Below are 22,646 nucleotides of genomic sequence, written 5' to 3'. Positions count from 1 at the left end.
ACGGAGCCGACATGGACAGAAAGATCCGCGTGCTGGTGGTGGACGACTCGGCCTTCGTCCGGCAGTCGGTGACCCGGATGCTCAGCTCCGACCCGGCGATCGAGGTGGTGGGCACGGCCCGGGACGGGCTCGACGCCCTGGAGAAGATCAAGGCCCTGGCGCCCGACGTGGTGACCCTGGACCTCATCATGCCGAACCTGGACGGGATCGGGGTGCTCCAGGCCCTGCGGGCCGAGGGGACCTGGGTGCCGGTGGTGGTGTGCTCGATCGCGAGCGAAAGCGGCCAGAAGGCCATCGCCGCCCTGGAGGCCGGGGCCGTGGCCCTGGTCCAGAAGCCCACGGCGCTCGCCCTCGACACGATCTACGAGATCGAGGCCCAGCTCGTGCACCAGGTGAAGGCGGCCGCGGCCGCCGCGCCCGAGCGCCTGGCCCCGTCGCCCCCCGAGGCGCCCGCCCCGGCGCCCGCGGCGGTGCCGGCCCCGGCCGCGAACCGGTACCGGCTCCTGGCGATCGGGGCGAGCACCGGCGGACCCCAGGCCCTCCGGTTCCTCTTGCCCCAACTGCCCGAGGGGCTCCCGGTGCCCGTCGCGGTGGTCGTCCACATGCCCGTGGGGTTCACGGGGCTCTTCGCCGAGCACCTGGACGCCGTGTGCCCGCTCGCGGTGGTGGAGGCCACCGACGGCACCCCGGTGGAGCCGGGCACGATCCTCATCGCCCCGGCCGGCATCCATCTCAAGTTCCGGCGGGAGGGCGACCGGGTGTGGGCCCGGCTCGACCCCCAGCCGGCCCAGGGGCTCCACCGGCCCTCGGTGAACGAGCTGTTCCGGTCGGCGGCCGAGGTGTTCGGCGAGGGGGTGCTCGGGGTGGTGCTCACGGGCATGGGCGACGACGGCACCGAGGGCGCCCGGGTCGTGAAGGAGCGGGGCGGCCGGATCCTGGCCGAGGCCGAGGCCTCCTGCGTGGTCTACGGCATGCCCCGGGCGGTGGCCGAGGCGGGTCTCGTGGACCGGGTGGCCCCCCTGGAGGCCATGGCCGACCTCATCCTGGAGGAGATCGGCCGGGCCTGACCCCCGTTGCCAAGCCCCGAGATGACCTAGGTTGCGGCGGGCACTACTCCCCAGGGGTGCGGCGCACGTGCGGACGCCGCCGGTTTCCCAGGGGGGGTGAAGCCTCCCAGCCTTCCAGCGTTCCAGCTTCCAGCGTGCAAAGGAAAGGAGATGGCCATGCGTGCCGCGATCCTGGCCGGCGGCAGCGGCACCCGGTTGTGGCCGCTTTCCCGCCAGGCGTTCCCCAAGCAGTTCCTGGCCCTCACGGGCGAGCGGAGCCTCCTCCAGGAGACCGTGGAGCGGGTGCGGCCCCTGGTGGGGGAGAACCTGTGCGTCGTGGCGACCCGGGACGTGGCCCACCTGGTGGCCCGCCAGCTCCGGGACCTCGGGATCGACCCCGGGGGCCGGATGATCCTCGAGCCCGTGGGCCGAAACACCGCCCCGGCCGTGGGCCTGGCGGCCCTGGCCGCCCCGGCCGACGAGGTGCTCCTGGTGCTCCCCTCCGACCACGCCATCCGCGACGCGGCCGCGTTCCGGGAGGCCTTGGCCCGGGGCGCCGAGGTGGCGGAGGCCGGGTATCTCGTGACCTTCGGGATCACCCCGGACCGGCCCGAGACCGGGTACGGGTACATCCAGGCCGGGGAGCCCCTGGAGGGGTTCGAGGGGTTCCGCAAGGTGGCCCGGTTCGTGGAGAAGCCCGACCGGGCCACGGCCGAGCGGTACCTGGCCGAGGGGGGGTACTCCTGGAACTCGGGGATGTTCGCGTTCCGGGCCGGCACGATCCTCGAGGAGCTCGACCGCCACGCCCCCCACGTGGCGGCCGGGGTCCGGGGACTGGCCGACGCCGTGCGCTCGGGCGGGGAGATCCCCGAGGCCGCCTACGCCGCGATCCCCAAGATCTCCATCGACTACGCGGTGATGGAGCGCTCGGACCGGGTGGCCGTGCTGCCCGTGGATCCCGGGTGGTCGGACCTCGGGAGCTTCGCCGCGCTCCACGAGATCTCCGAGCACGACGCCGGCCGAAACGCCGTGCGGGTGGGGGGCACCGCGCTCCTGGAGGACAGCACCGGGAACCTGGTGTGGGCCGGCGACAAGGTGGTGGCCCTGGTGGGGGTGGAGGACGCCGTGGTGGTGGACACCCCCGACGCCCTGCTGGTGTGCCGCCGCGACCGAAGCCAGGATGTGCGCAAGGTGGCCGAGGAGCTCGGCCGCCGGGGCCGGGACGAGGCCGTGTTCCACCGCACCGTGCACCGGCCCTGGGGCACGTTCACCACCCTGGAGGAGGGGCCGGGGTTCAAGGTGAAGCGGATCGCCGTGTACCCCGGGGAGAGGCTGAGCCTGCAGCTGCACCGCCACCGGGCCGAGCAGTGGGTGGTGGTGCGGGGCACGGCCCGGGTGACCCGGGGCGACGAGGTCCTGGACCTGGGGGTGGGCCAGACCGTGCACATCCCCCGGGAGGAGCGGCACCGGCTCGAGAACCCCGGCCCCGATCTCCTCGAGATCATCGAGGTCCAGACCGGCGACTACCTGGGCGAGGACGACATCGTCCGGCTCCAGGACGACTACGGCCGGACCGGGGGGTAGGGACTGCGCGGCCGAGGGGCGCCGACCTCCCGCCCCTCAAGTCTTTTCGCGCCCCGGCCGATGGGTACGCGAAACGGCGGGCGCCCCCGGAGGGGCGCCCGGGCACCGGCACACCGGGAGCGCCATGGAGATCGTGCCCCTGGGGGTGGGCGACGCGTTCGCCAAGACCCTGTACCAGACGAACTTCCTCGTGCGGCCGGCCGACGGCGAGCCGTTCCTCGTGGACTGCGGCCACACGGCCTCCCGGGCCCTGCGCGCCCTGGGCCTGGAACTCCGGGCCGTGCCCCGGGTGCTCGTGAGCCACCTCCACGCCGACCACATCGGCGGGCTCGAGGAGCTGGGGTTTGCGGGGTACTTCGGCTGGGGCCTCAGGCCGCGGCTCTACGTGCCCGAAAACCTCCTGCCGTGGCTCTGGCCCCACGCCCTGGAGGCGGGCATGGGCCAGCGGCTCCGGGGCGCCGAGGGGTTTTTCGAGGCCCGGTTGGAGACCTATTTCGAGGTGACGGCCCTCGCCGGGGGCGGGGCCTTCGACCTCGGGAGCGTGCGGGTGACCCCGTTCCCCACCCCCCACGTCCCCGGGCGCCCGAGCTGGGGCTTCCGGCTCGAGGACCGGGCCACCGGCGGCCGGGTGCTCCTGACCTGCGACACCCGGTTCCACCCCAAGACCCTCGACGCCTTCGGCGCCGACGCCGACGCCGTGTTCCACGACTGCCAGTTCGTCACCAACGGCGCCCACATCCACGCCACCCTGGACGAGCTCCAGACCCTGCCCGAGGCCTGGCACGAGCGGCTCCTCCTGGTGCATTATGCCGACGACTGGCCGGACCACGCCCACCGCCTGGGCCGCCTGCGCCTGGCCGAACAGGGCCGGGTATACCGGTTCTGAGTCCCCCCCTCACCCCGGCCCTCTCCCCCCGAGGGGGGAGAGGGGGACAGAGGGCGGTGGTCCGGGCAGTCCGAATCCCCCCTTCCCTGGCGGGAGGGGGGCAGGGGGGAGGGGGAAGTAGGGCACGCCCGCCTCACCCCGGCCCTCTCCCCCCCGAGGGGGAGAGGGGGGCAGAGGGCGGTGGACCGGGCGGTTCCAATCCCCCCTCCCCTGGAGGGAGGGGGGAAGGGGGGAGGGGGAGGCAGGGGGCCGCCGGCCCGGCGTGGGCCCGCCGCCGAAGGACTTGAGAACCATTCCCGATTCACGATTCCCCATTCACGGCTCTTCTTCTCCCCGCCATGCCCGAGCCTAACCGCCCCCGCACCATCCTCCACGTGGACATGGACGCGTTCTACGCGTCGGTGGAGGTGCTCGACCGGCCGGAGCTCCGGGGCAAACCGGTGATCGTGGGCGCCGACCCCCAGGGGGGGAGGGGCCGGGGGGTGGTGGCCGCGGCGTCCTACGAGGCCCGGCGGTTCGGGGTGCGCTCGGCCCTCCCCATCTCCCAGGCCTGGAAGCGCTGCCCCCAGGGGGTGTACCTGCGGCCCCGGTTCGGCCGGTACGAGGAGGTGTCCCGGCAGGTGTTCGCCGTGTTCGGGCGGTACACCGACCGGGTGGAGCCCCTGAGCATCGACGAGGCGTTCTTGGACCTCACCGGGTGCGAGCGCCTGGTGGGGGACGGGCCCGCCGCGGCCCGGCGCCTGAAGGACGAGATCCGGCGTGAGCTGGGCCTCACCGCCTCGGTGGGGGTCGGGCCCAACAAGTTCCTGGCCAAGATCGCCTCCGACCTGGACAAACCCGACGGGCTCGTGGTGGTGCCCCCCGGGGAGGAGGCGGCGTTCCTGGCCCCCCTGCCGGTCACCCGGATCTGGGGCGTGGGCCCCCGCACGGCCGAGGCCCTGGCCCGGATCGGGGTGCGCACCGTGGGGGACCTCCAGCGGCTTCGGCGGGAGGACCTGGCGGCCCGGTTCGGGAGCGCCGGGGAGGACCTGTGGCGGCTCGCCCGGGGGCTCGACGACCGGCCGGTAGAGCCGCCCGGGGAGCCCAAATCCCTCGGGGCCGAGATGACCTTTCCGGAGGACGTGGGCGACCGGGAGACGGTGCGGCTTGCGCTCCTCGACCTGTGCGACCGGGTGGGAGCCCGGCTGCGGCGCCACGGGCTCCGGGCCCGGGGGGTGACGCTCAAGTTCCGGGACGAGGCGTTTCGCACCGTGACCCGGGCGGCGGCGCTGGAGCCCCCCACGGACCTGGGGGAGGACCTGTTCGGGGCGGTCGAAGCCCTGCTGGGGCGGGTGCCCTGGCCCCGGGGCGGCCGGGTGCGGCTCGTGGGGGTGCAGGCCGGGCGGCTCGTGCCGGCCGAGGCCGGCTGGCAGCCCGAGCTGTTCGCCCCGGCCCCCGACCGGCGCCGGGCCGCGGCCCGGGCCCGGGACGCCGTGGAAGAGCGGTTCGGCCGCAAGACCCTCGTGCGGGCCGCCCTGCTCGACCGGGACCGGGGCGGGAAGGGGTGACCTACCGGAGGAACGGGGCCTGCTGGGTCGCGGGGGCGGGGTCCCGGGGCTGTTCCTCGGGCGGGACGGTGAGCGCCCGCAGGGCGGCCAGGAAGAGGCCCAGGGCGCAGACGAACACCAGGGCGTAAAGAAGCGGCCCCCGGGCCTTGTACTTGAGGCGCCGCCACCGGCGTCGGCGTGGGGTCATGGGTTCCCTCCGTGGGATGGGCCGTCCCGTCTTGGTTCGTCAGGTCGGGTCCGGGACTTTAGCCTCGGGCCGGAACCACGCGAGGGCGTTGGCCCGCAGCACCCTGTCGGCCGTTTCGGCCGGAAGCCCCGGGTCCCGGGCCAGGCGCCAGAGATCGTCGAAGAACCGGGTGCCGGAGTCGGTGCTGCAGCACAGGCGCTCGGCCGCCTCGGGCCGGTTCCGAAGGAGCCGGCCGAGGTCGTCGGCCGAGCTCTTCACCGGGCTCAGGCTCATGCCCACCCGGTAGCCCTCGTCGAGCGCCCAGGGGGCCGTGACCGGGGTGGTGTGGTCCACCAGGGCCCTCCGGGCGGCCCGCGGATGGGCGCGCAGCACCGCCAGGATCTCCCGGGTCACCCGCTCCTTGTCGCCCCGGGGGGTGTGGACCCCGAACACCTGGCCGCGGGCCTCCAGTTCGGGCGCCAGGGCGAGCTGGGCCTCGAACACCTCCCGCTCCCGGACCGAGCCGGTCTCGAGCCCGATCTCCCCGATGCCCCGGCACAGGGGGTGGTCGAGGAGCGGCACCAGGAGGTCCGCCAGGCGCTCGGGGGCGAGGTCGGCGGGGATGTTCCGGGGGTGGACCCCCACGAGGAGCGCGCAGGGGAGCCCCCCTCGGGCCGCCCGCTCCACCGCGGCGACCTGGGCCTCCCAGTAGGCGGTCAGGTCGGCCACCGAGTCCACCCGGTGGGCGAACGACCAGCTCACCACGGCCGCTCCCTCGTCCCGCAGCCACCCGATCCGGTCGGGATGGGCCTCGGCCAGGTGGTCGAGATGGCAGTGGGCATCCACGAACCGGATCGTCACCGCCGCCGCTCCAGGAGCGCCAGGGTTTCCACGTGCTCGGTGCCGGGGAGAAAGTCGTAGGGGATCACCCGCACCAGGGCGTAGGGCGCCCGGGCCGTGAGGAACCCGAGGTCCCGGGCCAAGGTTTCGGGGTTGCACGAGAGGTATGCGATCCGCTGGGGCTCGAGGGCGGCGATCGCCTCCAGGACCCCGGGGTCCGCGCCCTTCCGGGCCGGGTTCAGGGCCACGCCCGTCGGCCGGAACCCCTCGGACACGAGTTCCCAGGCCCCGGCGGCGGCGTCCCCCTCGCGGAACTCGGCGTTCGGGATCCCGAGGCGGTTTGCGTTCTCCCGGGCGTCGGCCACGGCCTGGGGGTTCGCCTCGATCCCGACCACCCGGCGACACCGGGACGCCGCCGCCAGGGCCGTGGCGCCGATGCCGGCGTAAAGGTCGAGGAGTTCGTCCGAGGCGCCGGGGTCGAGCCATTCGAGGAGGGCGGTGTACGCGGCGTCGGCCAGTTCCCGGTTGGCCTGGAGGAACGACCCGGGGGAGGCCCGGAGATCGAGCCCCAAAAACCGTTCGGCGATGCGGGTCTCGCCCCGGAGGGCCCGCCATTCGGGGCCGAACACGGCGTTGCCCGGGCTCGGGTTCACGTTCCAGGCCACCCCCCGCACCGCGGGCTCCGCCTCGCACAGCCGGGCCGCCAGGCTCCGAAGCGGCCCCTCCCCCTCGGCCGTGCGGGTCACGAGGGTCACCACGAGCCCGCCGTCGGACCGGCTCGCCTGGAACGCGGCGTACCGGAGCCACCCCTGGCCGCCGGGGCCGGGCCACACGAGGCTCGGCGCTTGCCCCACCAGCCGCCGGAGGGCCCGGGCGGCCGAGGCGATGGGGCGGGCGTGGGCGGGGCACCGGGGGATGTCCACCACCCGGTGGGATCCCCGGGCGAAAAGGCCCAGGCCCACCCGGGTGCCGCGTCGGCCGAACACGAGCTTGGCCCCGGCGCGGTGACCCCGGAAGTTGGGGGACGGGACCACGGGGTCCACCGGGGCGATCCTTCCGCGGGCCCGGGCCAGGGCGGCGGACACGAGCCGGCGCTTCTCCTCCAGTTGCTCCTCGAGGGGAAGCCGGCCCAGGGGGCACCCGGGGCACTCGGGGTGGGGACAGTCGGGGGAGCGACTAGGGTCGGGGGATGCGTCGTCTTGGGCGATCATGGTCCCTGAGGATGCGAAATCCAGCCGCCAGGTGTCAAGACGCCGGCTACTCCACCACGGTCTCGAAGGCCGGCGGTTCCAGGATATGCCGCTTCACCGTGCACTCGTCCACGGCCCGGGCGATGGCCTTCCGGTACTTCTCGGGGAACCCATCGGGCGTTTGCACGCGGATCGTGATTTTCGACACCCGATGGCGTTCCGGATCCCGTTCCAGTTCCAGACGAACCCCCAAACCTTCGGTGTCAAGACCGCGCTTCTGACAAAACACCAGGGCAAAATAGCCCGCGCACGCCGCGATCGACGCGAGGAACAGGTCGAAGGGCGCGGGGCCCGTGTTCCCCCCTCCTGCCCTTTCGGGCTGGTCCGTGTGGATCACGTGATCCTTGATCTCCACGTCCACCGCCACGCCGCCCGGAAATCGTACCTCGATCGCCATGGAAATCTCCTTGGGGAATGGGGAATGGTCTTCGTTGGGTGCCGGTCCCACCGCGGGTGCCGAGAACCGATAGGGCGCACGGGCCGGCGGCCGCCCTGCTCCTGTCCTCTGTCCTCTGTCCTCTGTCCTCTGGCCCCCGAAACCCGGTGCCGGGTACCATACCATGCCATGGGAACTCTGTGGAGACGATTGGTCGTGGCCCTCGCCGTGGCCGCGACGCTCACCGCGTGCAGCCGACCGGCCGCGCACCCGGGCGCGTTCCGGGTGGGGATCGAGTCCACGCCCCGGACGCTCGATCCCCGGTACGCCGCCGGGGCCCACGCCGTGCGGATCTTGCCGCTCTTGTTCCATGGGCTCCTCAAGGCCGACGCGGCGGGCCGGCTGGTGCCCGACCTGGCCGCGTCGTGGGAGCAGCCCGACCCGCTCACCCACGTATTGATGCTGCGGGAGGGGGTGCGGTTTCACGACGGCACGAAAGTTACGGCCCGGGACGTGGTGGCCACCTACCGCTACATCGCCGATCCGGCCCACGGCTGCCCCGGGGCCGGCGCCCTGGAGGCCCTGGGTTCGGTGGAGGCGCCCGACGAACGCACGGTGGTGTTCCGGCTGAAGCGCCTCCACGTCTCGTTCCCCAACGCGTTGACCTGGGGGGTGCTGCCCGGGCGCCTGGCGGGCCGGCCCGACCTGGGGGACGAGATCGTGGGTACCGGCCCGTACCGGCTCGCGGCGTTCCGGCCCGGGGAGGAGATCGTGCTCGAGGCGTTCCCCGACCACGTGGACGGGCCCCCGGCCCTCGAGCGGATCGTGTTTCGCATCGTGTCGAACGCCACGACCCGGCTCCTGGAGATCCGGTCCGGGGGGCTCGACCTCCTGCAGAACGCGGTGCCGCCCTACAGCGTGCGGTTCCTGCGCAAGGACCCGGATCTCAGAGTCATCGTGGCCCCGGGCACCTCGTACCAGTACCTGGGGTTCAACCTGGAGGACCCGATCCTCTCGGACGTGCGGGTGCGGCGGGCCATCGCCCTTGCCATCGACCGGGAAACGCTGATCCGGTTCGCCCTGGACGGCCTGGCCCGGCCGGCCACCACCCTGTTCCCCCCGGAGCACTGGGCCCACAACCCGGACGTGCCCACCTACCCCTACGACCCGGACCGGGCCCGCCGTCTCCTGGACGAGGCGGGGTATCCCGACCCCGACGGCCCCGGCCCGGCCCTTCGGTTTCGCCTGGGATACAAGACCTCCACCGACAAGACGGCCAACGAGGTGGCCCGGGTCATCGCCGAGCAGCTCGGCCGGGTGGGGATCGGGGTCGAGGTGCGAAGCTTCGAGTGGGGCACGTTCTTCTCCGACGTGAAAAAGGGGAACTTCCAGCTCATGAGCCTCCGGTGGATCGGGCTCCGGGACCCGGACGTGTTCCACTACCTGTTCCACTCGGCCTCGGTGCCCCCGGCCGGGGCGAACCGGGGCCGGTACCGCAACCCCGACGTGGACCGGTGGATCGACGAGAGCCGGCGGGAGCCCGACCCGGACCGGCGCTTGGCGCTGTACCACCGGATCCAGGAGGCCGTGGCCCGGGACTGCGTGTACGTGAGCCTGTGGTGGCTCGACAACGTGGTGGTGTTGCGGCGGGGGTTCGAGGGGTTCGAGCCCCTGCCCGGCGGCGAGTACACGAGCCTCGCCCGGGTGCGGCCGGAGGCGCGGCGATGATCCGGCGGCGCCTGGCCACCGCGGTGCCCACGGTGCTCGGGGTGGTGACCCTGGTGTTCCTGCTCGTCCACCTGGTGCCGGGCGATCCCGTGGACGTCATGCTCGGGGAAACCGCGAACCCCGCCGACAAGGCGGCCCTGCGGGCCGAGCTCGGGCTTGACCGGCCCCTGGCCGAGCAGTACGGCCGCTACCTCGCGGGGCTCGCCCGGGGGGATCTGGGCCGGAGCCTGCTCCACCGAAAGCCCGTGGCCGAGCTCCTGGCGGCCCGGATCCCGGCCACGGTGGAGCTCGCCGCGGCCGGGCTCGCCGTGGCCCTGGTGCTCGCGGTGCCCCTGGGGGTGGCGGCCGCCCGCCGCAAGGGCACGGCCGTGGACCGGGGGAGCCTGGTGGCGAGCCTCCTGGGCGTGTCGATCCCGAACTTCTGGCTCGGGCCGATGCTCGTGCTCGCGTTTTCGGTGCACCTCAGGTGGTTTCCGGTGTCGGGACGGGCGGGTCCGGGGAGCCTGGTGCTCCCGGCCGTGACCCTGGGCACAGCGCTCGCGGCGATGCTCACCCGGATGCTCCGGTCGAGCCTGGTGGAGGTGCTGGGGGCCGAGTACCTCACGGCCGCCCGGGCCCGGGGGGCGGGGGAGGGGCGGGTGCTGTGGGTCCACGCCCTGCGAAACGCCCTCCTGCCGGTGATCACCGTGCTCGGGCTCCAGTTGGGCTCGCTCCTTTCCGGGGCGGTGGTGACCGAGGCGGTGTTCGCCTGGCCCGGGCTTGGCACGCTTCTGCTCCAGGCGATCCAGGGCCGGGACTACCCCCTGGTGCAGGGGTGCGTGCTCGTGATCAGCCTCGGGTACGTGGGGGTGAACCTCCTGGCGGACCTGGCCTACCGCTGGGCCGATCCGAGGGTGCGGGGATGAGGGGCTGGTTCGAGGGGATCCGGCGGGTGCCCGGCGGCCGGGTGTTCGTGGCCGCGGCGGCGTTGGGGCTTCTCGCGCTGGTCGCCGGGGCCGCGCTGGCGCCGGTAGTTTCCCCGGCCGACCCGGCCGCCCTGGACCTGGAGGGGAGCCTGGAGGGGCCCTCGTGGGCCCATCCCCTGGGCCAGGACCGGCTCGGCCGGGACGTGCTGGCCGGGATCCTCTACGGGGGCCGGGTGAGCCTGCTCGTGGGGTTTTCGGTGGTCGGGGTAAGCCTCGTCGTGGGCACGTCCCTGGGCCTGTGGGCGGGGTACCGGGGCGGATGGGTGGACGAGGCCCTGATGCGGGTGGTGGACGTGCTGCTCGCGTTTCCCGGCATCCTCCTGGCCATCGCCCTGGCCGGGGTGCTGGGCCCCAGCCTGCCTAACCTGGTGCTGGCCCTGTGCGCCATGGGCTGGGTGGGGTTCGCCCGGCTCGTCCGGGGCGAGGTGCTCTCGCTTCGCGAGCGCGAGTTCGTAACCGCGGCCCGGGTGCTGGGGGCCGGGCCGGTGCGGATCGCGGCCCGGCACCTCCTGCCGAACCTGGTGGGGGTGCTGGCCGTGCAGGCCACGTTTTCGCTGGCCGGCACGATCCTGGCCGAGTCCACCCTGTCGTTTCTGGGCCTGGGGCCCCAGGACGTGCCCACCTGGGGCGCGCTCCTGAGCCAGGGGGTGGACTACCTCCTCTTCGCGCCCCATCTCGCGCTTTTCCCGGGGCTGGCGATCCTCGTGGCGGTGCTCGGGATCAACGTGTTGGGCGACGTGCTCCGGGACCGGCTCGACCCCAGGGCCGCGGGCGAGGGGGGAGGGCGATGATCGTGCCCTGGGCCCGGTGGGTGCCGAGCCCCAACTGCTCGGACCGGGAGGGGTGGGAGGTGGACGCCGTGGTGCTCCACCACATCAGCCTGCCCCCGGGGGAGTTCGGCGGCGGCCACGTGGAGGCCTTCTTCCAAAACCGCCTCGACCCCGAGGCCCACCCCTACTTCCGGGAGATCTGCCACCTTCGGGTGTCGGCCCACTTCCTGATCGACCGCGAAGGGCGACTCACCCAGTTCGTGGACACGGACCGAAAGGCCTGGCACGCGGGCGAAAGCGCCCTCGATGGGGTGCCCGACGTGAACCGGTTCTCGGTGGGCATCGAGCTCGAGGGGGACGAGGTCACCCCGTACACCGAGGCGCAGTACGAGACCCTCTTTCGCGTACTCGAAGAACTGCGGGCCGCCCACCCCCGGATCCGGCCCGAGCGGATCGTGGGCCACGAACACGTGGCCCCGGGCCGCAAGCGGGACCCGGGGCCGCTGTTCGACTGGGGAAGGGTTGCCCGCTGGGCGGCTAGGCGGCTGGGCGGCTAGGCTGAGGGGGCCACACGGTCTGCCGGGAGCGGATCCGGGGACGTCGCCTTCGCTGACGCCCTCGCAGGGGCCGCCTCGGCTCGGTCCGCTGCGGCGCGTGAGGGCACGCGCCGCGGCCGCTCCCCTTGAGCCGGGCGGCCCTCGCTGCTCGGGCGTCGCGCTCCGTCGACGCCCCCGGATCCGCAGGGTTGCCCCATCTGCCCGCTTGCGCGCCGCCGCACGGTTCTGTCGCGGTCCCCCCTATCATCCCTTGGGTCCCCGTCTCCTACCGCCGGTTTTTCAAAAACCGCTCGATCGCCAGCACCGCCTTGGCCCCCTCGCCGGCGGCGATCAGGATGCGCTTGCCGAAGGTGTTCGTCACGTCGCCGGCGGCGTAGAGCCCCGGGAGGCCCGTGCGGCAGTTGCCGTCGATCTCCACCTCGCCCCGCTCGTTCACGTGCACAAGGTCGCGCACCAGGTCGCTGTTGGGCACGAGGCCGATCTCCACGAAGATGGCCTCCACGGGCAGCACCTCCTCGGCCCCGTTGTCCTGGTTTCGCACCACGAGCACCTCGGCCCGTTCGGCGCCCTCGATGCGCAGGGGATCCCGGTTCTGGAGCACCACGATGGCCTCGGTGGCGGCCACCTTCTCCTTGAGATACTCGTCGGCCCGGTAGGTCCGGGTGACCAGGGTGACCCTGGCCCCGGCCTCGGCCAGCCCCAGGGCCGCCTGGGCCGCGGAGTTCCCCCCGCCCACCACCGCCACCTCGGTGCCGGCGTACCGGCCCGCCGAAAGGGCGTGAAACTCCAGCACCCCGCGCCCCCGGAACTCCTCCTCCCCGGGAATCCCCAGGCGCCGGCGTTTCATGCCCGTGGCCAGGAGCACGGTCCTCCCCCGGTACGTGGGGCCGTCCTCGGTGGCGACCTCGAACACGCCGCCGCGCTTCTCGATCGCCGTGACCGCCGTGATCTGGTGGGAGAGCTTCAGGCTTTCGAACAGCTGCTTCTGGAACCGGTCCACCAGCTCCGGGCCCGTGATGAGGTCGAACCCGGGGTAGTTCACGATGGCCGTGGAGTCCCAGGCCTGCCCGCCCAGGCTCTTGGTGAGAAAAAGGGTGTCGAGCCCGGTGAGGGCCGCGTAGATGCCGGCCGAGATGCCCGCGGGGCCGCCCCCCACGATGATGAGGTCGAAGAGGTAGTCGGAGAGCTTTTTCCCGGGGTCACACGTGAACTTCTCCCGGCAGGCGGCCGAGCAGAAGTACACGGTTTCCCCGGCGCACTCGGTGTGCGGGGCCCGGGTCGAATCCTCCACCGGCTTTCCGCACACCGGGTCCACGATGCGGTCGTTCACGGCGTCCTCCTGGGCGAGGGTCGGGGTGCCCGGGGAGTGTACGCCGGGACGCCGAGGGTGCAAGGAGCTCCCCGCCGGCCCCGGGGTTCGGCGGTGCAAGGTCTGTCGGGCCGAAGTGTGGGAGCGGCGTCCACGCCGCGATACGGGCCGAAGGCCCGCCGGTGCGATCCCTCCGTTACTAATACCTTTAAAAGTATTGCCGGGGGCGGGTGGGGGACTGGTTCCGGCCGGGCGCGAGTGCGGCACCCGATCGCCGCGCCTTTCCATGCCGTCGTCGGCTCGGCAGGGCGGGGCGGCGGTGGCGGACGTTCCGGATCTTTCAAAGCGATCCGGGCGTGGTGTCGGCGCGGCGAGGTAAGGGGCCGCCCCCGGCTCTCCACCAGCCCCCCACCCGCAGGTTTCCGTTGCAACGGCGGGGATCTGACAATACTTTCGCTGGTCTTAGTACTCTGTGCGGGACTACGGGGCCCGGCACCAACGGCTTGGCCGCCTAGCACCCGGGCCGCCCGGCCATCAAAGGTCGGTGAACTCCCCGGCCTGATCGGGCGAGTCCACGATATGGCTCGGGGTTTCCTCCTCCGGGGCGCCGGGCAGGAGGAGGTGCAGGAGCACGCCCACGACGCCGCTCAGCCCGATGCCGCCGAGCTTGAACGTGCCCGCCTCGAGGGTTGCGCCGCCGATCCCGACCACGAGGACGATCGCGATGATCGCGAGGTTGCGGGTGGCGCTTAGGTTCGGACGGGCGGAGACCAGGGTGCGCACCCCCACGGCCGCGATCATTCCGAAGAGGAGGATCAGGATGCCGCCCATGACGGGCACGGGCACGGTCTTGAGAAGCGCCCCGAGCTTGCCGACGAAGGCGAGCACGATCGCGGTGACCGCCGCGATGGCCATGAGGTGGGGCCGGAACACCCGGATTAGGGCCAGCGCGCCGGTGACCTCGGAGTAGGTGGTGTTGGGGGGGCCGCCGAACAGCGCCGCCACCGACGTGGCCAGCCCGTCGGAGAACATGGTGCGGTGGATGCCGGGATCGAGGTGGTAGTCCCGGCCGGCCACCTTGCCCACGGCGAAGATGTCGCCGATGTGCTCGATCATGGGGGCGATGGCCACCGGCAGCATGAACAGCATGGCCTCCCAGCGGAACTCGGGGAACGTGAAGTTCGGCACGGCGAACCAGGCGGCCTCCCGGACCGGGGTGAAATCCACGTGGCCGGTCAGGAGGGCCGCCACGTACCCAACGGCGGCGGCCACGAGGATCGGGATCAGGGCCAGCATCCCACGGCCCCACACCGCGACGACGACGGCCACCACCAGGCTCAGGAGGGCCAGGGGCCAGTGCTTGCTCGACATGTCCACCGCGACCGGCGCGAGCGCCAATCCGATGTTCATGATCACGGGCCCCACCACCACCGAGGGCAGCACCCGGTCGATGAACTCCACCCCCTTCACCCGGATCACCTGGCTCATGGCCATGTGCACGAACCCGGCCGCGAACAGGCCTCCCAGGGCCACCGGGATGCCCCACTCCTTGGCGGCGATCTGGATCGGGGCGATGAACGCGAAGGAGCTCGCCAGGAACACCGGCACCTTGCGCTGGGTGATGAAATAGAAAATCAGGGTGCCCACCCCGGCGGTGAAGAGCGCCACCGACGGGTCCAGCCCCGTCAGGAGCGGCACCAGCGTGAGGGCCCCGAAGGCCACGAACAGCATCTGCACACCGAGGATCAGGTCCCGAAGCATGGCGTCCTCCGTGAAGGGAAGGGGGGCGGATCTACTTCGTTCCGAACAGGCGGTCTCCGGCGTCCCCGAGGCCGGGCAGGATGTAGCCCTGGTCGTTCAGGCGCTCGTCGAGGCTCGCCGCGAACACCTCCACGTCGGGGTGGTGGCGCTCCACGTTCGCCACCCCCTCGGGCGCGGCCACGAGGCAGATCGCCCGCAGGTCGGTGCACCCGGCCTCCTTGAGCATGTCGATCGTGGCGATCAGGGAGTTCCCGGTGGCGAGCATGGGGTCGAGGATCACGGCGAGCCGCTCGGCCAGGTCCTGGGAGAGTTTGCGGTAGTAGCGCACCGGCTCCAGGGTTTCCTCGTTGCGGTAGAGCCCCACCACGTTCACCCGGGCTGCGGGGATGAGGTCCAGCACCCCCTGGAGCATGCCGATGCCGGCCCGGAGGATCGGCACCACGGCGACCTTCTTGCCGGAGAGTTTCTCCACCTCCACCGGCCCGGCCCAGCCCTCCACCGTGATCCGCTCCATCTCCAGGTTCCGGAACGCCTCGTAGGTCAGGAGGTTCGTGATCTCCCGGGTGAGGTCCCGGAACTTCGAGGTGCTGGTGTCCGAGCGGCGAAGGATTCCCAGTTTGTGGCGGACGAGGGGGTGGTCGACGACGTGGAACGGCATAAGACCTCCTTTTCTGGCTGGGCGGTTGGCGGTTCGGCCTCCGGGCCGCCGGGCCTTCGGGTTTGGCGGCGGCAAACTATCACAGGGAGGGGGGCCGGCCAAGGGGTAAAGGGGAGCGGGCGGGCGGCCGAAACGAGGGGGGAGATCACCCGTGGGAAGGAGGGGTCGGGCATGTGGCGGTGGATCAAGCGGTGGCTGTTCGGAACGGGGAAGGAACCGGAGACCCGGGGCCCGGCGGCCCCTCCGTCCCGGGCGCGGGGGGCAGCCCCCGGGGCCGAAGCCCCGAAGGAAGAGGGAACCGGGCCCGCCGCCGAAGCGGTGGGGTTTCTCACGTTCCTTGACGACCCCCCGGACGCGGTGGCCCTGCACGACCTGGGGGAAGACGACCGCCGGTTCCTCGCGGGGGTGCTCAAGCTAGTGAACGGAAAGCGCCTCGAGGTTCCGGTGCTGCCCCGGGCGGCGGTGGAGGTGTCGCGTCTCCTGGCCGAGGGAGACCCGCCGGTGGGGCGGTACGTCGAGGTGCTCGAGCAGGACCCCTCCCTCAGCCTCGAGGTGCTCCGGGCGGCGAACAGCGCCTTCTACGGATTCCGGGCGCCGGCCAAGGGCGTGAGGGACGCGGTGATCCGCCTGGGGCTTCACCCCGTGCGGGGTCTCCTGATCACGGCCCACCTGAGGGCCCGGGTGCTCAACGCGGGCCCGTTTCGCCGCCACGCCGGGTGGCTCAACGATCTATCGCTCGCGCTCGGCCGGGTGTTCCGGTCGCTCGCGGCGGATCTCGGCCTCGACCCGGAGGAGGCGGCCACCCGGGGTCTTCTGTTCCACGTGGAGCACTTCATCATTCTCGGGGCCCTCGGGGCGGTCCAGACGGCCGCCCGCCGGCAACTAGCCCCCTCGGACGTGGTCCTGGCCGAGGCGTTCCGGCGGTGCGGGGACCGGGTTCGGGAGCTCGCCGCCCAGGCCTGGGATCTGCCGGTGCTCCTGCCGGCGCCCGAGCTGGACGCGCGCCTGCGGGCCGTGCGGCGTGCAGTCGTGCGCTCGTGGGCGGGGGAGGACCCGGGGGAGGTCCCGGGGGTGGACCCGGGGCGGCTCGGCGAGGCGCTCGAGAAGGTCAGGCCCGGTTAGCGCGGCGAGCCCCAACGAACCTCCACGAAGCACCGCGAAAGTACCTTCGTGGGGCGGGTGGGGGCCGCTTCCGTTCGTGCGGGAGTGCGGCATCCTGCTACGGTAGGAGCCACGCCCGGCGCTCCAGCAGGCCCCACGCCCCGGACCGTGCCTATTTAGCCGCCGGAGCAATAACCTCCGAGTCAGGGTTCGGGGGTGGGAGCGGCGACCGTGTCAGGTGCCAGAGGACAGAAGACAGAGGACAGGGGGTTCTGTCCTCTGAATTCTGACCCCCGATACGGCAGCCGCTCCCACAGGTTGGGGAAGCCTAGCGATCTGGAATCACAAATGGTTTTAGCGTCCTAGCGTCCCAGCGGGACGTAGCGCCCGGCCCCCATCAGGAGAAGAATCTCCCGCACCACCTTGGCGGCCAGTACCGCGCTCTTCCCCGTGGGGTCCCACCCGGGGGAGAGCTCCACCACGTCGGCCCCCACGATCGGCCGGTCGGAGTCCCGGATCGCTCGCAAACAGGCCTCGAACTCCCGGTAGGTGATGCCCCCGGGTTCCGGGGTGCCGGTGCCGGGGAGGTGGGCCGGGTCGAACACGTCCAGGTCCACCGAGAGGTACAGGGGACCGCCCGCGCGATCGAGGGCGCGCCGGATCCCCTCGGGATCGGCCGGGAACAGGGTTCCGTGCTCCCGCATCCACCCGAACTCCTCCCGGGTGCCCGAGCGGATGCCGAACTGGGCGACCCGTTCGGGCGGCAGGAGGTCGAGGCAGCGGCGCACCGCGCAGGCGTGGGAACGGGCCTCGCCCAGGTACTCGGGTCTGAGATCCGCATGGGCGTCGAACTGGAACACCGCGAGGTCCGGGTGCCGTTCCAGGTGGGCCGCCACCAGGGGCGGAGTCACGGAGTGCTCGCCCCCAAGGGCGAGAAGGCGGGTGCCCGTCGCCAGAACCTCCCGGGCCGCCTCCCCGATCTCGGCCCAGGGGTCGGGCCCGGCCAGGTCCAGGTCCCCGAGGTCGGCCACCTTCGTCCCGTCCAGATCGAGGTCCAGGGCGAGGGAGTAGGTTTCCAGGACCCAGGAGGCCTCCCGGATCGCCCCCGGGCCGAACCGGGTGCCGGGCCGGAACGAGCAGGTGCCGTCGAAGGGAATCCCTAGAAGCGAAAAGGGCGCGCCCGGCGCGCCCTCGCATTCCAGATAACCCTTGGCCCGGAGGTTCATCCGCCGATCGCCTCGCGAAAGTAGGTGGGCAGCGTGAAGCAGGCGGTGTGGATCTCCGGGTTGTAGTACCGGAATCCCCCATCCATGGCCGCGACCCGTTTGGCGTCCGGGCCGTCCAGCGGGTTGGGGCCCTTGCTCGCGAACCCAAACGACCAGGCCCCTCCGGGATACGTGGGCACCGAGGCAATGTAGGGCCGGACCCAGGGGAACGACGCCTTCAGGTTCCCCAGAATGTTCCGGATCTCCTTCCCGTCGAAGAACACCGACCCGATCTGGGCCGTGAGGACGCCGTCGTCCCGGAGCGCTCGGTGGCAGTCGGCGTAGAAGGACTTGCTGAACAGCCCCACGGCCGGGCCGATGGGGTCGGTGGAGTCCACGATCACCACGTCGTACTGCCCTGCTTTGCCCTTCACGAACTCGATCCCGTCCTCGTAGCGGATGGTGAGCCGGGGGTCGTCGAGCGAGCAGGTGAGGGTGGGGAAGTACTCTTTGCACACCTCCACCACCTTCTCGTCCAGTTCCACCATGTCCACCCGTTCCACCGTGGGGTGCCGCAGGGCCTCCCGGGCGCTTCCGCCGTCGCCACCGCCGATGATGAGCACCGAACGGGGGTTGGGGTGGGTGAAGAGCGGCACGTGCACGAGCATGTCGTGGTAGATGAACTCGTCCTTCTCGGTCAGCATGAAGATGCCGTCCAGAAGAAGCACCTTGCCCATGAGGGCCGTGTCCACGACGTCTATCTTCTGGTACCGACTCTCGCCGGAGTAGGGGTACCCGGTCACCCGGACCCCGATGGCGTAGCCCTCCCTGTGGACTTCCCGAAACCAAAGGTCAACCGGTTGCGTCATTTCTCCTTCTCCCACAGCACGACGCCGGCGAACGCGGCGCCCTTGTTTTCCACCTTGTGTTCCGCCTCGGCCGTGACGATCTCCTTGATCGCCTGGCCCCTCGTTTTCATGCCCTCCTGGGCCATCCGGGTCACGATCTCCCGGGTGATGTCGGCACGGCCGTACGCCGAGTACTCCATGATCAGTCCGGGCTGGGCCGGATCCTCGGGGACGGCCACCGCCACGGCGGCCGATATGATCTCCCCGGGCACCGAGCAGGTGATGGCGGCGTAGGCCACCGGCACCAGGGCGCCGGGGGGAAGCCGCGCGGGCTCCATGGGTTGGCACCCCGGCGGGAGGATGCTCGACATCTTGACCAGGTTCGTGTTGCCGATGCCCGCGTCCAAAAGCGCCGCGTCAAAGGCGTTGAGCTCCATGTAGCCCTCGGCGTGGCCCGACACCAGGAAGTATCGGGTGGGAGTCGGGATGAGCATCGGAGTTTCTACACGGCAACGGCCACGGGTTTGTGGCGCAGGGGGCCGTCCACGTCCAGGACGCCCCGGGGCACCTCCCGGGTCTCGGTGCGCTGGGCCCCGAGTTTCTCGGCCAGGTACTGGTGGGCAACCCACGGGTTCACGGAGTCGCCGCAGGTGAACAGGTCCACCGCCGCGTACCCGTACTCGGGCCACGTATGGATCGCCAGGTGGCTTTCGGAGATCACCACCACCCCGCTCACGCCGTGGGGGCTGAAGTGGTGGAACACGCTCTGGACAATGGTGGCCCCGCTCACGGCGGCGGCCTCCTTCATGAACCGTTCCACGCGTTCCGTATCGTTCAGGATGTCCGGGTCGCACCCGTAGTACTCGCCGAGGATGTGTCTGCCGAGGTTCTGGATCACCGTACTCACCTCCTCTGTGCTGGAGAAACGGCCAGCGGTACGGTCGGCCGGGTCAGAAGCTGGGGGGGCTCGCCACCCAAAGCACCTGCACCGGCCGTTTGCCGGTGTTCGCGAGCCAGTGCCTCCGATCGGCCGTGTAGTAGAAACAGTCGCCCTTGCGAGCCCGGTGGACCCTGTCGCCCAGGTGCACGTCCACCTGCCCCGCGAGGACGAACCCGAACTCCTCGCCCTCGTGCCCCTCGATGGGCTCGGTGGAGGCTCCGGGTTCGAGTTCCACGAGCACGGGCTCCATGAGGTGGCGGTGGGCCCGGGGAATCAGGAAGCTCAGGAGGAACCCCTCCTCCGACTCCCCGGACGGGACCCGGTCTTCCTTCCGGAACACCACCGGCTCCTCGCGGTCGCCGTCTTCCCGGAAAAACTCCCCCAGGGTCACCCCGAGGGCGTTCAGGAGGTCCTGGAGGGTGGCGATCGACGGCGAGGTTGCGTCGTTTTCGAGTTGCGAGATGAACCCTTTCGTGAGATCGGCACGGTTGGCCAGGTCCTCTTGTGTGAGGCCAGCCTGCAGCCGAAGCCTTCGTAATTTCTCGCCGATTTTCAAAGCGCTCGGCCCCTTGGGTTTAAAGTTCGTAAACCGGGCGTTTGTTTATGATTCCTAAACGCCCGGTTTATCGAGGGGGCGCATTCATACCCGACAGCGGGGCAGAAGTCAAGGAGTTTTCCGGGGGGACCCGCCGGGGTGGGAGTGCCCGCCCGCGAAGCCGGTTTCGATTTGACTTGGGGGCGACCAAGGATTATGAAGGACGGTCAGATTTTCGATCCCTGTGCAGTGATTCCCGTTGCGGGGCCGTCTGCGTGCGGCCCCGGAGGGAGGAAAACCATGGAGACGGGCGAAGCCCAACCTCCGAGTCGAACCATCCTGGCCACGGCCGGGAAATTTCTGGCCGCGGTTCTCGCACTCCTTCCTCTCGCCGTTTCCCTTTCCCCCGCCGACCGCAGCCCCGTGGGGGCTCTGCCGAACCGACCCGATCCCAAGCCGGGCGGGCTCGTGCTGTTCGATCCCCGCACGGTGGGCGAGTTGGAGTCGGTGCTCGATCGGGTGTGGGCCGAGGTGGAGCCGGGCGAGGTCCCCAACGTGGCACCGGCGTCTCTACCCCCCGGGCTCGACCGGCTGCCGCCGGTCCGGCGGAAAGACCTGTTCGTAAGGGCGGTGATCCCCCACGTGGTCGCCGCGAACCAGGGGGTGCGGGCCGAGCGCCGGTCGCTCATCGCCCTGGCCAAACGCCTCGAGCAAGGGGAACCGCTTACCGAGGTCGGAACGATCTTCTTGCTCGATCTCGCGAGGCGGTACCGGGTGAAAACCGGCGCAGCGGAGTTGCGGGAAGCGCCCGAACCCGTGGTGCGCGAACTCCTGGTCCGGGTGGATGAAGTGCCCGTTCCGCTGGCCGTGGCGCAGGCCGCGCTGGAGTCGGCGTGGGGAACCTCCCGGTTCGCCGTGGAGGGGAACGCGCTGTTCGGGCAGTGGGTGTTCCGGTCCGATGCGGGCATGGCGCCCCGGGACCGGCCCGAGGGGGCCCGGTACGCCGTGGCGGCGTTCCCCGGACTGGGCGAGGCGGTGGAGGGGTACCTGCGCAACCTGAATACCCTGTGGGCTTACGAGGAGTTCCGTGCTCTACGGGCCCGGGCCCGGGCCAAGGGCCGGGACCCCGACCCGGACATCCTGGCTTGGGGCCTTCTCCGGTACTCGGTCCGGCGGGAGGCGTACGTGGAGGAGGTGCTGGCCGTGATGCGGCACAACCGGCTCCATCGGTACAGCGGCGCGGAGTTGGTGCGCCTTTCGCCCGAGTCGGTGGAGGAGGCCCTGCTGGGCGTGCGCACCGCGGCCGGCGAGAGGGGGGGCAGCGCCGACGCATGAGGGGACGGCCGGGCGGGCGCTGGTTCTTCTCGTGGGTTCTCGGAGCCATGGCGATCCATCTGGGGTTCGCAGCGGCCGGAGGCGCCACGCCGGTTCCCGAAGAACCCGTACGGATCCTCCTCTACCACCGGGTGGGGGACGGCCGGTATCCGACGACCAACGTAACCGTCGAGGCGTTTCGGGCCCAGATGGAGTGGCTCCGGGACAACGGGTTCACCGTGGTCTCGACCCGGGACCTGGAAGCCCACCTCCTGGACGGCCGCCTCCTTCCCCCCAAACCGGTGGTCCTCCAGTTCGACGACGGGTACCGGAGCGTTCTCGAGACGGCCTGGCCGGTCCTCCGGGAGTTCGGGTACCCGTTCACCGTGTTTCTTCCCACCCGGGCCCTTGATGATGGGTATTCCGACTATCTCACCTGGGAAGAGGTGGAGGGGCTCGCCCGGGAGGGGGTGGAGTTCGGGGTGCACGGTCACCGGCACCTGCGGCTCGGGCGCCCCCGGGACGGCGAGGCCTCCGAGGAGTATCGAAGCCGGGTGAGGGTGGAGTTCGCCCGCTCGGCGGAACGATTTCAGGCCCACGGCCTCGAGCCCCGGTGGGTCGCGTACCCGTACGGCGAGTACGGCCCCGCCGTGCTGGAGGCCTGTCGCGAGTTGGGGTTTCGGCTGGGCTTCACCCAGGACCCCGGGGCCGTGCCGCCGGGCGGGGACCCGTTTCGGATTCCCCGGTTCGCCGTGGTGGGCTCCCTGGCGGACCTGGGGACCTTCCAGGAACGAATGACCTACGGCGCCCTGCTGCTCCGCGACCTGGAGCCGCCGCCGGGCCCCCTCGCGGCAGCCGACGTTCCCCGGTTTGCGGGACGCCTCGTGGAGCCCGAACGGTACGAGCCGGGGGTCAATCTGTTCGTCAGCGAGGCCGGGCGGCTCGATGCGCGATACGACGCCGCGACGGGGCGGTTCGAAGCGCCGGGGTTTCGGCTGACCCGGCGGATCAACCGGGTCCTCGTGTCGGCCCGGGAGCGGGCGACGGGCCGGTTCGCCCTGGCGTCCTGGCTGCTCGTGGGCCCCGGGACGGAGTAGCGGCGGTTGCCATGAACCCGGCGTCAATACAGGCGCGTAAGGACATCGCGAGGGCATGGCGCCTGCTTCCGGCCGGGTGCGGGGGCGGTACTCGATTGCCGCGCCTTCTCATGCCGTTGCCAGGCCGGTGGGTCGGGGCCTCGGTGGCGGAGGTTCCGGGTCT

23 protein-coding genes are annotated in these 22,646 nt (G+C 71.8%); 11 read left to right on the top strand and 12 right to left on the bottom strand.

Annotated elements, in window-relative coordinates; all coding sequences use genetic code 11:
* Window positions 1-11: 11 nt before the first annotated feature.
* The 4 genes from cheB (at window position 12) to ACYQ8L_RS13530 (ending at window position 5,063) form a co-directional block, all read left to right on the top strand.
* On the top strand, window positions 12-1,067 hold the full coding sequence (gene cheB / locus ACYQ8L_RS13545; RefSeq protein ID WP_459942340.1) for a chemotaxis-specific protein-glutamate methyltransferase CheB: 1,056 nt from the start codon (window positions 12-14) through the stop codon (window positions 1,065-1,067).
* A 150-nt stretch (window positions 1,068-1,217) separates the two neighbouring features.
* Window positions 1,218-2,630 (top strand): mannose-1-phosphate guanylyltransferase/mannose-6-phosphate isomerase, encoded by a 1,413-nt coding sequence (locus ACYQ8L_RS13540; RefSeq protein WP_459942339.1) that lies wholly within the window; start codon window positions 1,218-1,220, stop codon window positions 2,628-2,630.
* A gap of 124 nt (window positions 2,631-2,754) precedes the next feature.
* A complete protein-coding gene (locus ACYQ8L_RS13535; RefSeq protein WP_459942338.1) occupies window positions 2,755-3,516 on the top strand; it encodes an MBL fold metallo-hydrolase in 762 nt (253 codons plus the stop codon).
* 338 nt (window positions 3,517-3,854) lie between these two features.
* Window positions 3,855-5,063, top strand: a complete 1,209-nt coding sequence (locus ACYQ8L_RS13530) for a DNA polymerase IV (RefSeq protein WP_459942337.1) — start codon at window positions 3,855-3,857, stop codon at window positions 5,061-5,063.
* A gap of 1 nt (window position 5,064) precedes the next feature.
* On the opposite strand, the gene ACYQ8L_RS13525 is transcribed toward ACYQ8L_RS13530, so the two are convergent.
* The 4 genes from ACYQ8L_RS13525 to ACYQ8L_RS13510 are packed head-to-tail and all read right to left on the bottom strand — an operon-like array spanning window position 5,065 to window position 7,716.
* Entirely contained in the window at window positions 5,065-5,250 is a 186-nt protein-coding gene (locus tag ACYQ8L_RS13525) for a hypothetical protein (RefSeq protein WP_459942336.1), read from the bottom strand.
* A gap of 39 nt (window positions 5,251-5,289) precedes the next feature.
* Window positions 5,290-6,090 carry a TatD family hydrolase gene (locus tag ACYQ8L_RS13520; protein ID WP_459942335.1) on the bottom strand — a complete coding sequence of 267 codons (801 nt, stop codon included), beginning with the start codon at window positions 6,088-6,090 and terminating at the stop codon, window positions 5,290-5,292.
* On the bottom strand, window positions 6,087-7,280 hold the full coding sequence (gene rlmD / locus ACYQ8L_RS13515) for a 23S rRNA (uracil(1939)-C(5))-methyltransferase RlmD (protein ID WP_459942334.1): 1,194 nt from the start codon (window positions 7,278-7,280) through the stop codon (window positions 6,087-6,089). Before rlmD ends, ACYQ8L_RS13520 begins: the two co-directional genes overlap by 4 nt.
* A 46-nt stretch (window positions 7,281-7,326) precedes the next feature.
* Window positions 7,327-7,716, bottom strand: a complete 390-nt coding sequence (locus tag ACYQ8L_RS13510) for an OsmC family protein (protein WP_459942333.1) — start codon at window positions 7,714-7,716, stop codon at window positions 7,327-7,329.
* 195 nt (window positions 7,717-7,911) lie between these two features.
* On the opposite strand from ACYQ8L_RS13510, the gene ACYQ8L_RS13505 reads away from it, so the two are divergent.
* From ACYQ8L_RS13505 to ampD, 4 genes are read left to right on the top strand one after another with little or no spacing between them, the layout of a single operon-like run.
* Window positions 7,912-9,423 (top strand): ABC transporter substrate-binding protein, encoded by a 1,512-nt coding sequence (locus ACYQ8L_RS13505; RefSeq protein WP_459942332.1) that lies wholly within the window; start codon window positions 7,912-7,914, stop codon window positions 9,421-9,423.
* Window positions 9,420-10,328, top strand: coding sequence for a nickel ABC transporter permease (gene nikB / locus ACYQ8L_RS13500; RefSeq protein ID WP_459942331.1), 909 nt, complete (start codon window positions 9,420-9,422; stop codon window positions 10,326-10,328). Before ACYQ8L_RS13505 ends, nikB begins: the two co-directional genes overlap by 4 nt.
* On the top strand, window positions 10,325-11,179 hold the full coding sequence (locus ACYQ8L_RS13495) for an ABC transporter permease (RefSeq protein WP_459942330.1): 855 nt from the start codon (window positions 10,325-10,327) through the stop codon (window positions 11,177-11,179). Before nikB ends, ACYQ8L_RS13495 begins: the two co-directional genes overlap by 4 nt.
* Window positions 11,176-11,715 (top strand): 1,6-anhydro-N-acetylmuramyl-L-alanine amidase AmpD, encoded by a 540-nt coding sequence (ampD, locus tag ACYQ8L_RS13490; protein ID WP_459942329.1) that lies wholly within the window; start codon window positions 11,176-11,178, stop codon window positions 11,713-11,715. The genes ACYQ8L_RS13495 and ampD overlap by 4 nt, the downstream gene beginning before the upstream one ends.
* Before the next feature lie 265 nt (window positions 11,716-11,980).
* On the opposite strand, the gene ACYQ8L_RS13485 is transcribed toward ampD, so the two are convergent.
* From ACYQ8L_RS13485 to upp, 3 genes are all read right to left on the bottom strand, one after another.
* On the bottom strand, window positions 11,981-13,045 hold the full coding sequence (locus tag ACYQ8L_RS13485) for an FAD-dependent oxidoreductase (RefSeq protein ID WP_459942328.1): 1,065 nt from the start codon (window positions 13,043-13,045) through the stop codon (window positions 11,981-11,983).
* Window positions 13,046-13,558: 513 nt separating this feature from the next.
* A complete protein-coding gene (locus ACYQ8L_RS13480; RefSeq protein ID WP_459942327.1) occupies window positions 13,559-14,785 on the bottom strand; it encodes a uracil-xanthine permease family protein in 1,227 nt (408 codons plus the stop codon).
* A gap of 31 nt (window positions 14,786-14,816) precedes the next feature.
* The gene (gene upp / locus ACYQ8L_RS13475; protein ID WP_459942326.1) at window positions 14,817-15,443 is read right to left on the bottom strand and encodes a uracil phosphoribosyltransferase; all 627 of its coding nucleotides are present in this window, start codon (window positions 15,441-15,443) and stop codon (window positions 14,817-14,819) included.
* Between the two features lie 171 nt (window positions 15,444-15,614).
* Here upp and ACYQ8L_RS13470 point away from each other — a divergent pair, with 171 nt between their 5' ends.
* Complete coding sequence (locus tag ACYQ8L_RS13470) at window positions 15,615-16,565, top strand: HDOD domain-containing protein (protein WP_459942325.1); 951 nt, start codon at window positions 15,615-15,617, stop codon at window positions 16,563-16,565.
* Window positions 16,566-16,906: 341 nt separating this feature from the next.
* On the opposite strand, the gene speB is transcribed toward ACYQ8L_RS13470, so the two are convergent.
* Genes speB through ACYQ8L_RS13445 form a run of 5 tightly spaced genes read right to left on the bottom strand, consistent with a single transcriptional unit; the run spans window position 16,907 to window position 20,093 of the window.
* Window positions 16,907-17,770 carry an agmatinase gene (gene speB, locus ACYQ8L_RS13465; protein ID WP_459942324.1) on the bottom strand — a complete coding sequence of 288 codons (864 nt, stop codon included), beginning with the start codon at window positions 17,768-17,770 and terminating at the stop codon, window positions 16,907-16,909.
* Window positions 17,767-18,618 (bottom strand): polyamine aminopropyltransferase, encoded by an 852-nt coding sequence (speE, locus tag ACYQ8L_RS13460; protein WP_459942323.1) that lies wholly within the window; start codon window positions 18,616-18,618, stop codon window positions 17,767-17,769. Before speE ends, speB begins: the two co-directional genes overlap by 4 nt.
* The gene (locus tag ACYQ8L_RS13455; protein WP_459942322.1) at window positions 18,615-19,091 is read right to left on the bottom strand and encodes a pyruvoyl-dependent arginine decarboxylase; all 477 of its coding nucleotides are present in this window, start codon (window positions 19,089-19,091) and stop codon (window positions 18,615-18,617) included. Before ACYQ8L_RS13455 ends, speE begins: the two co-directional genes overlap by 4 nt.
* 8 nt (window positions 19,092-19,099) lie before the next feature.
* The gene (gene speD, locus ACYQ8L_RS13450) at window positions 19,100-19,492 is read right to left on the bottom strand and encodes an adenosylmethionine decarboxylase (RefSeq protein WP_459942346.1); all 393 of its coding nucleotides are present in this window, start codon (window positions 19,490-19,492) and stop codon (window positions 19,100-19,102) included.
* Between the two features lie 55 nt (window positions 19,493-19,547).
* On the bottom strand, window positions 19,548-20,093 hold the full coding sequence (locus ACYQ8L_RS13445) for a cupin domain-containing protein (protein ID WP_459942321.1): 546 nt from the start codon (window positions 20,091-20,093) through the stop codon (window positions 19,548-19,550).
* Between the two features lie 279 nt (window positions 20,094-20,372).
* Here ACYQ8L_RS13445 and ACYQ8L_RS13440 point away from each other — a divergent pair, with 279 nt between their 5' ends.
* A complete protein-coding gene (locus ACYQ8L_RS13440; protein WP_459942320.1) occupies window positions 20,373-21,407 on the top strand; it encodes a glucosaminidase domain-containing protein in 1,035 nt (344 codons plus the stop codon).
* A gap of 47 nt (window positions 21,408-21,454) precedes the next feature.
* Window positions 21,455-22,483 carry a polysaccharide deacetylase family protein gene (locus tag ACYQ8L_RS13435; protein WP_459942319.1) on the top strand — a complete coding sequence of 343 codons (1,029 nt, stop codon included), beginning with the start codon at window positions 21,455-21,457 and terminating at the stop codon, window positions 22,481-22,483.
* Window positions 22,484-22,646 lie beyond the last annotated feature (163 nt).

Source organism: Deferrisoma palaeochoriense, assembly GCF_054656955.1.
This window is presented reverse-complemented; position numbering and strand designations above follow the sequence as displayed.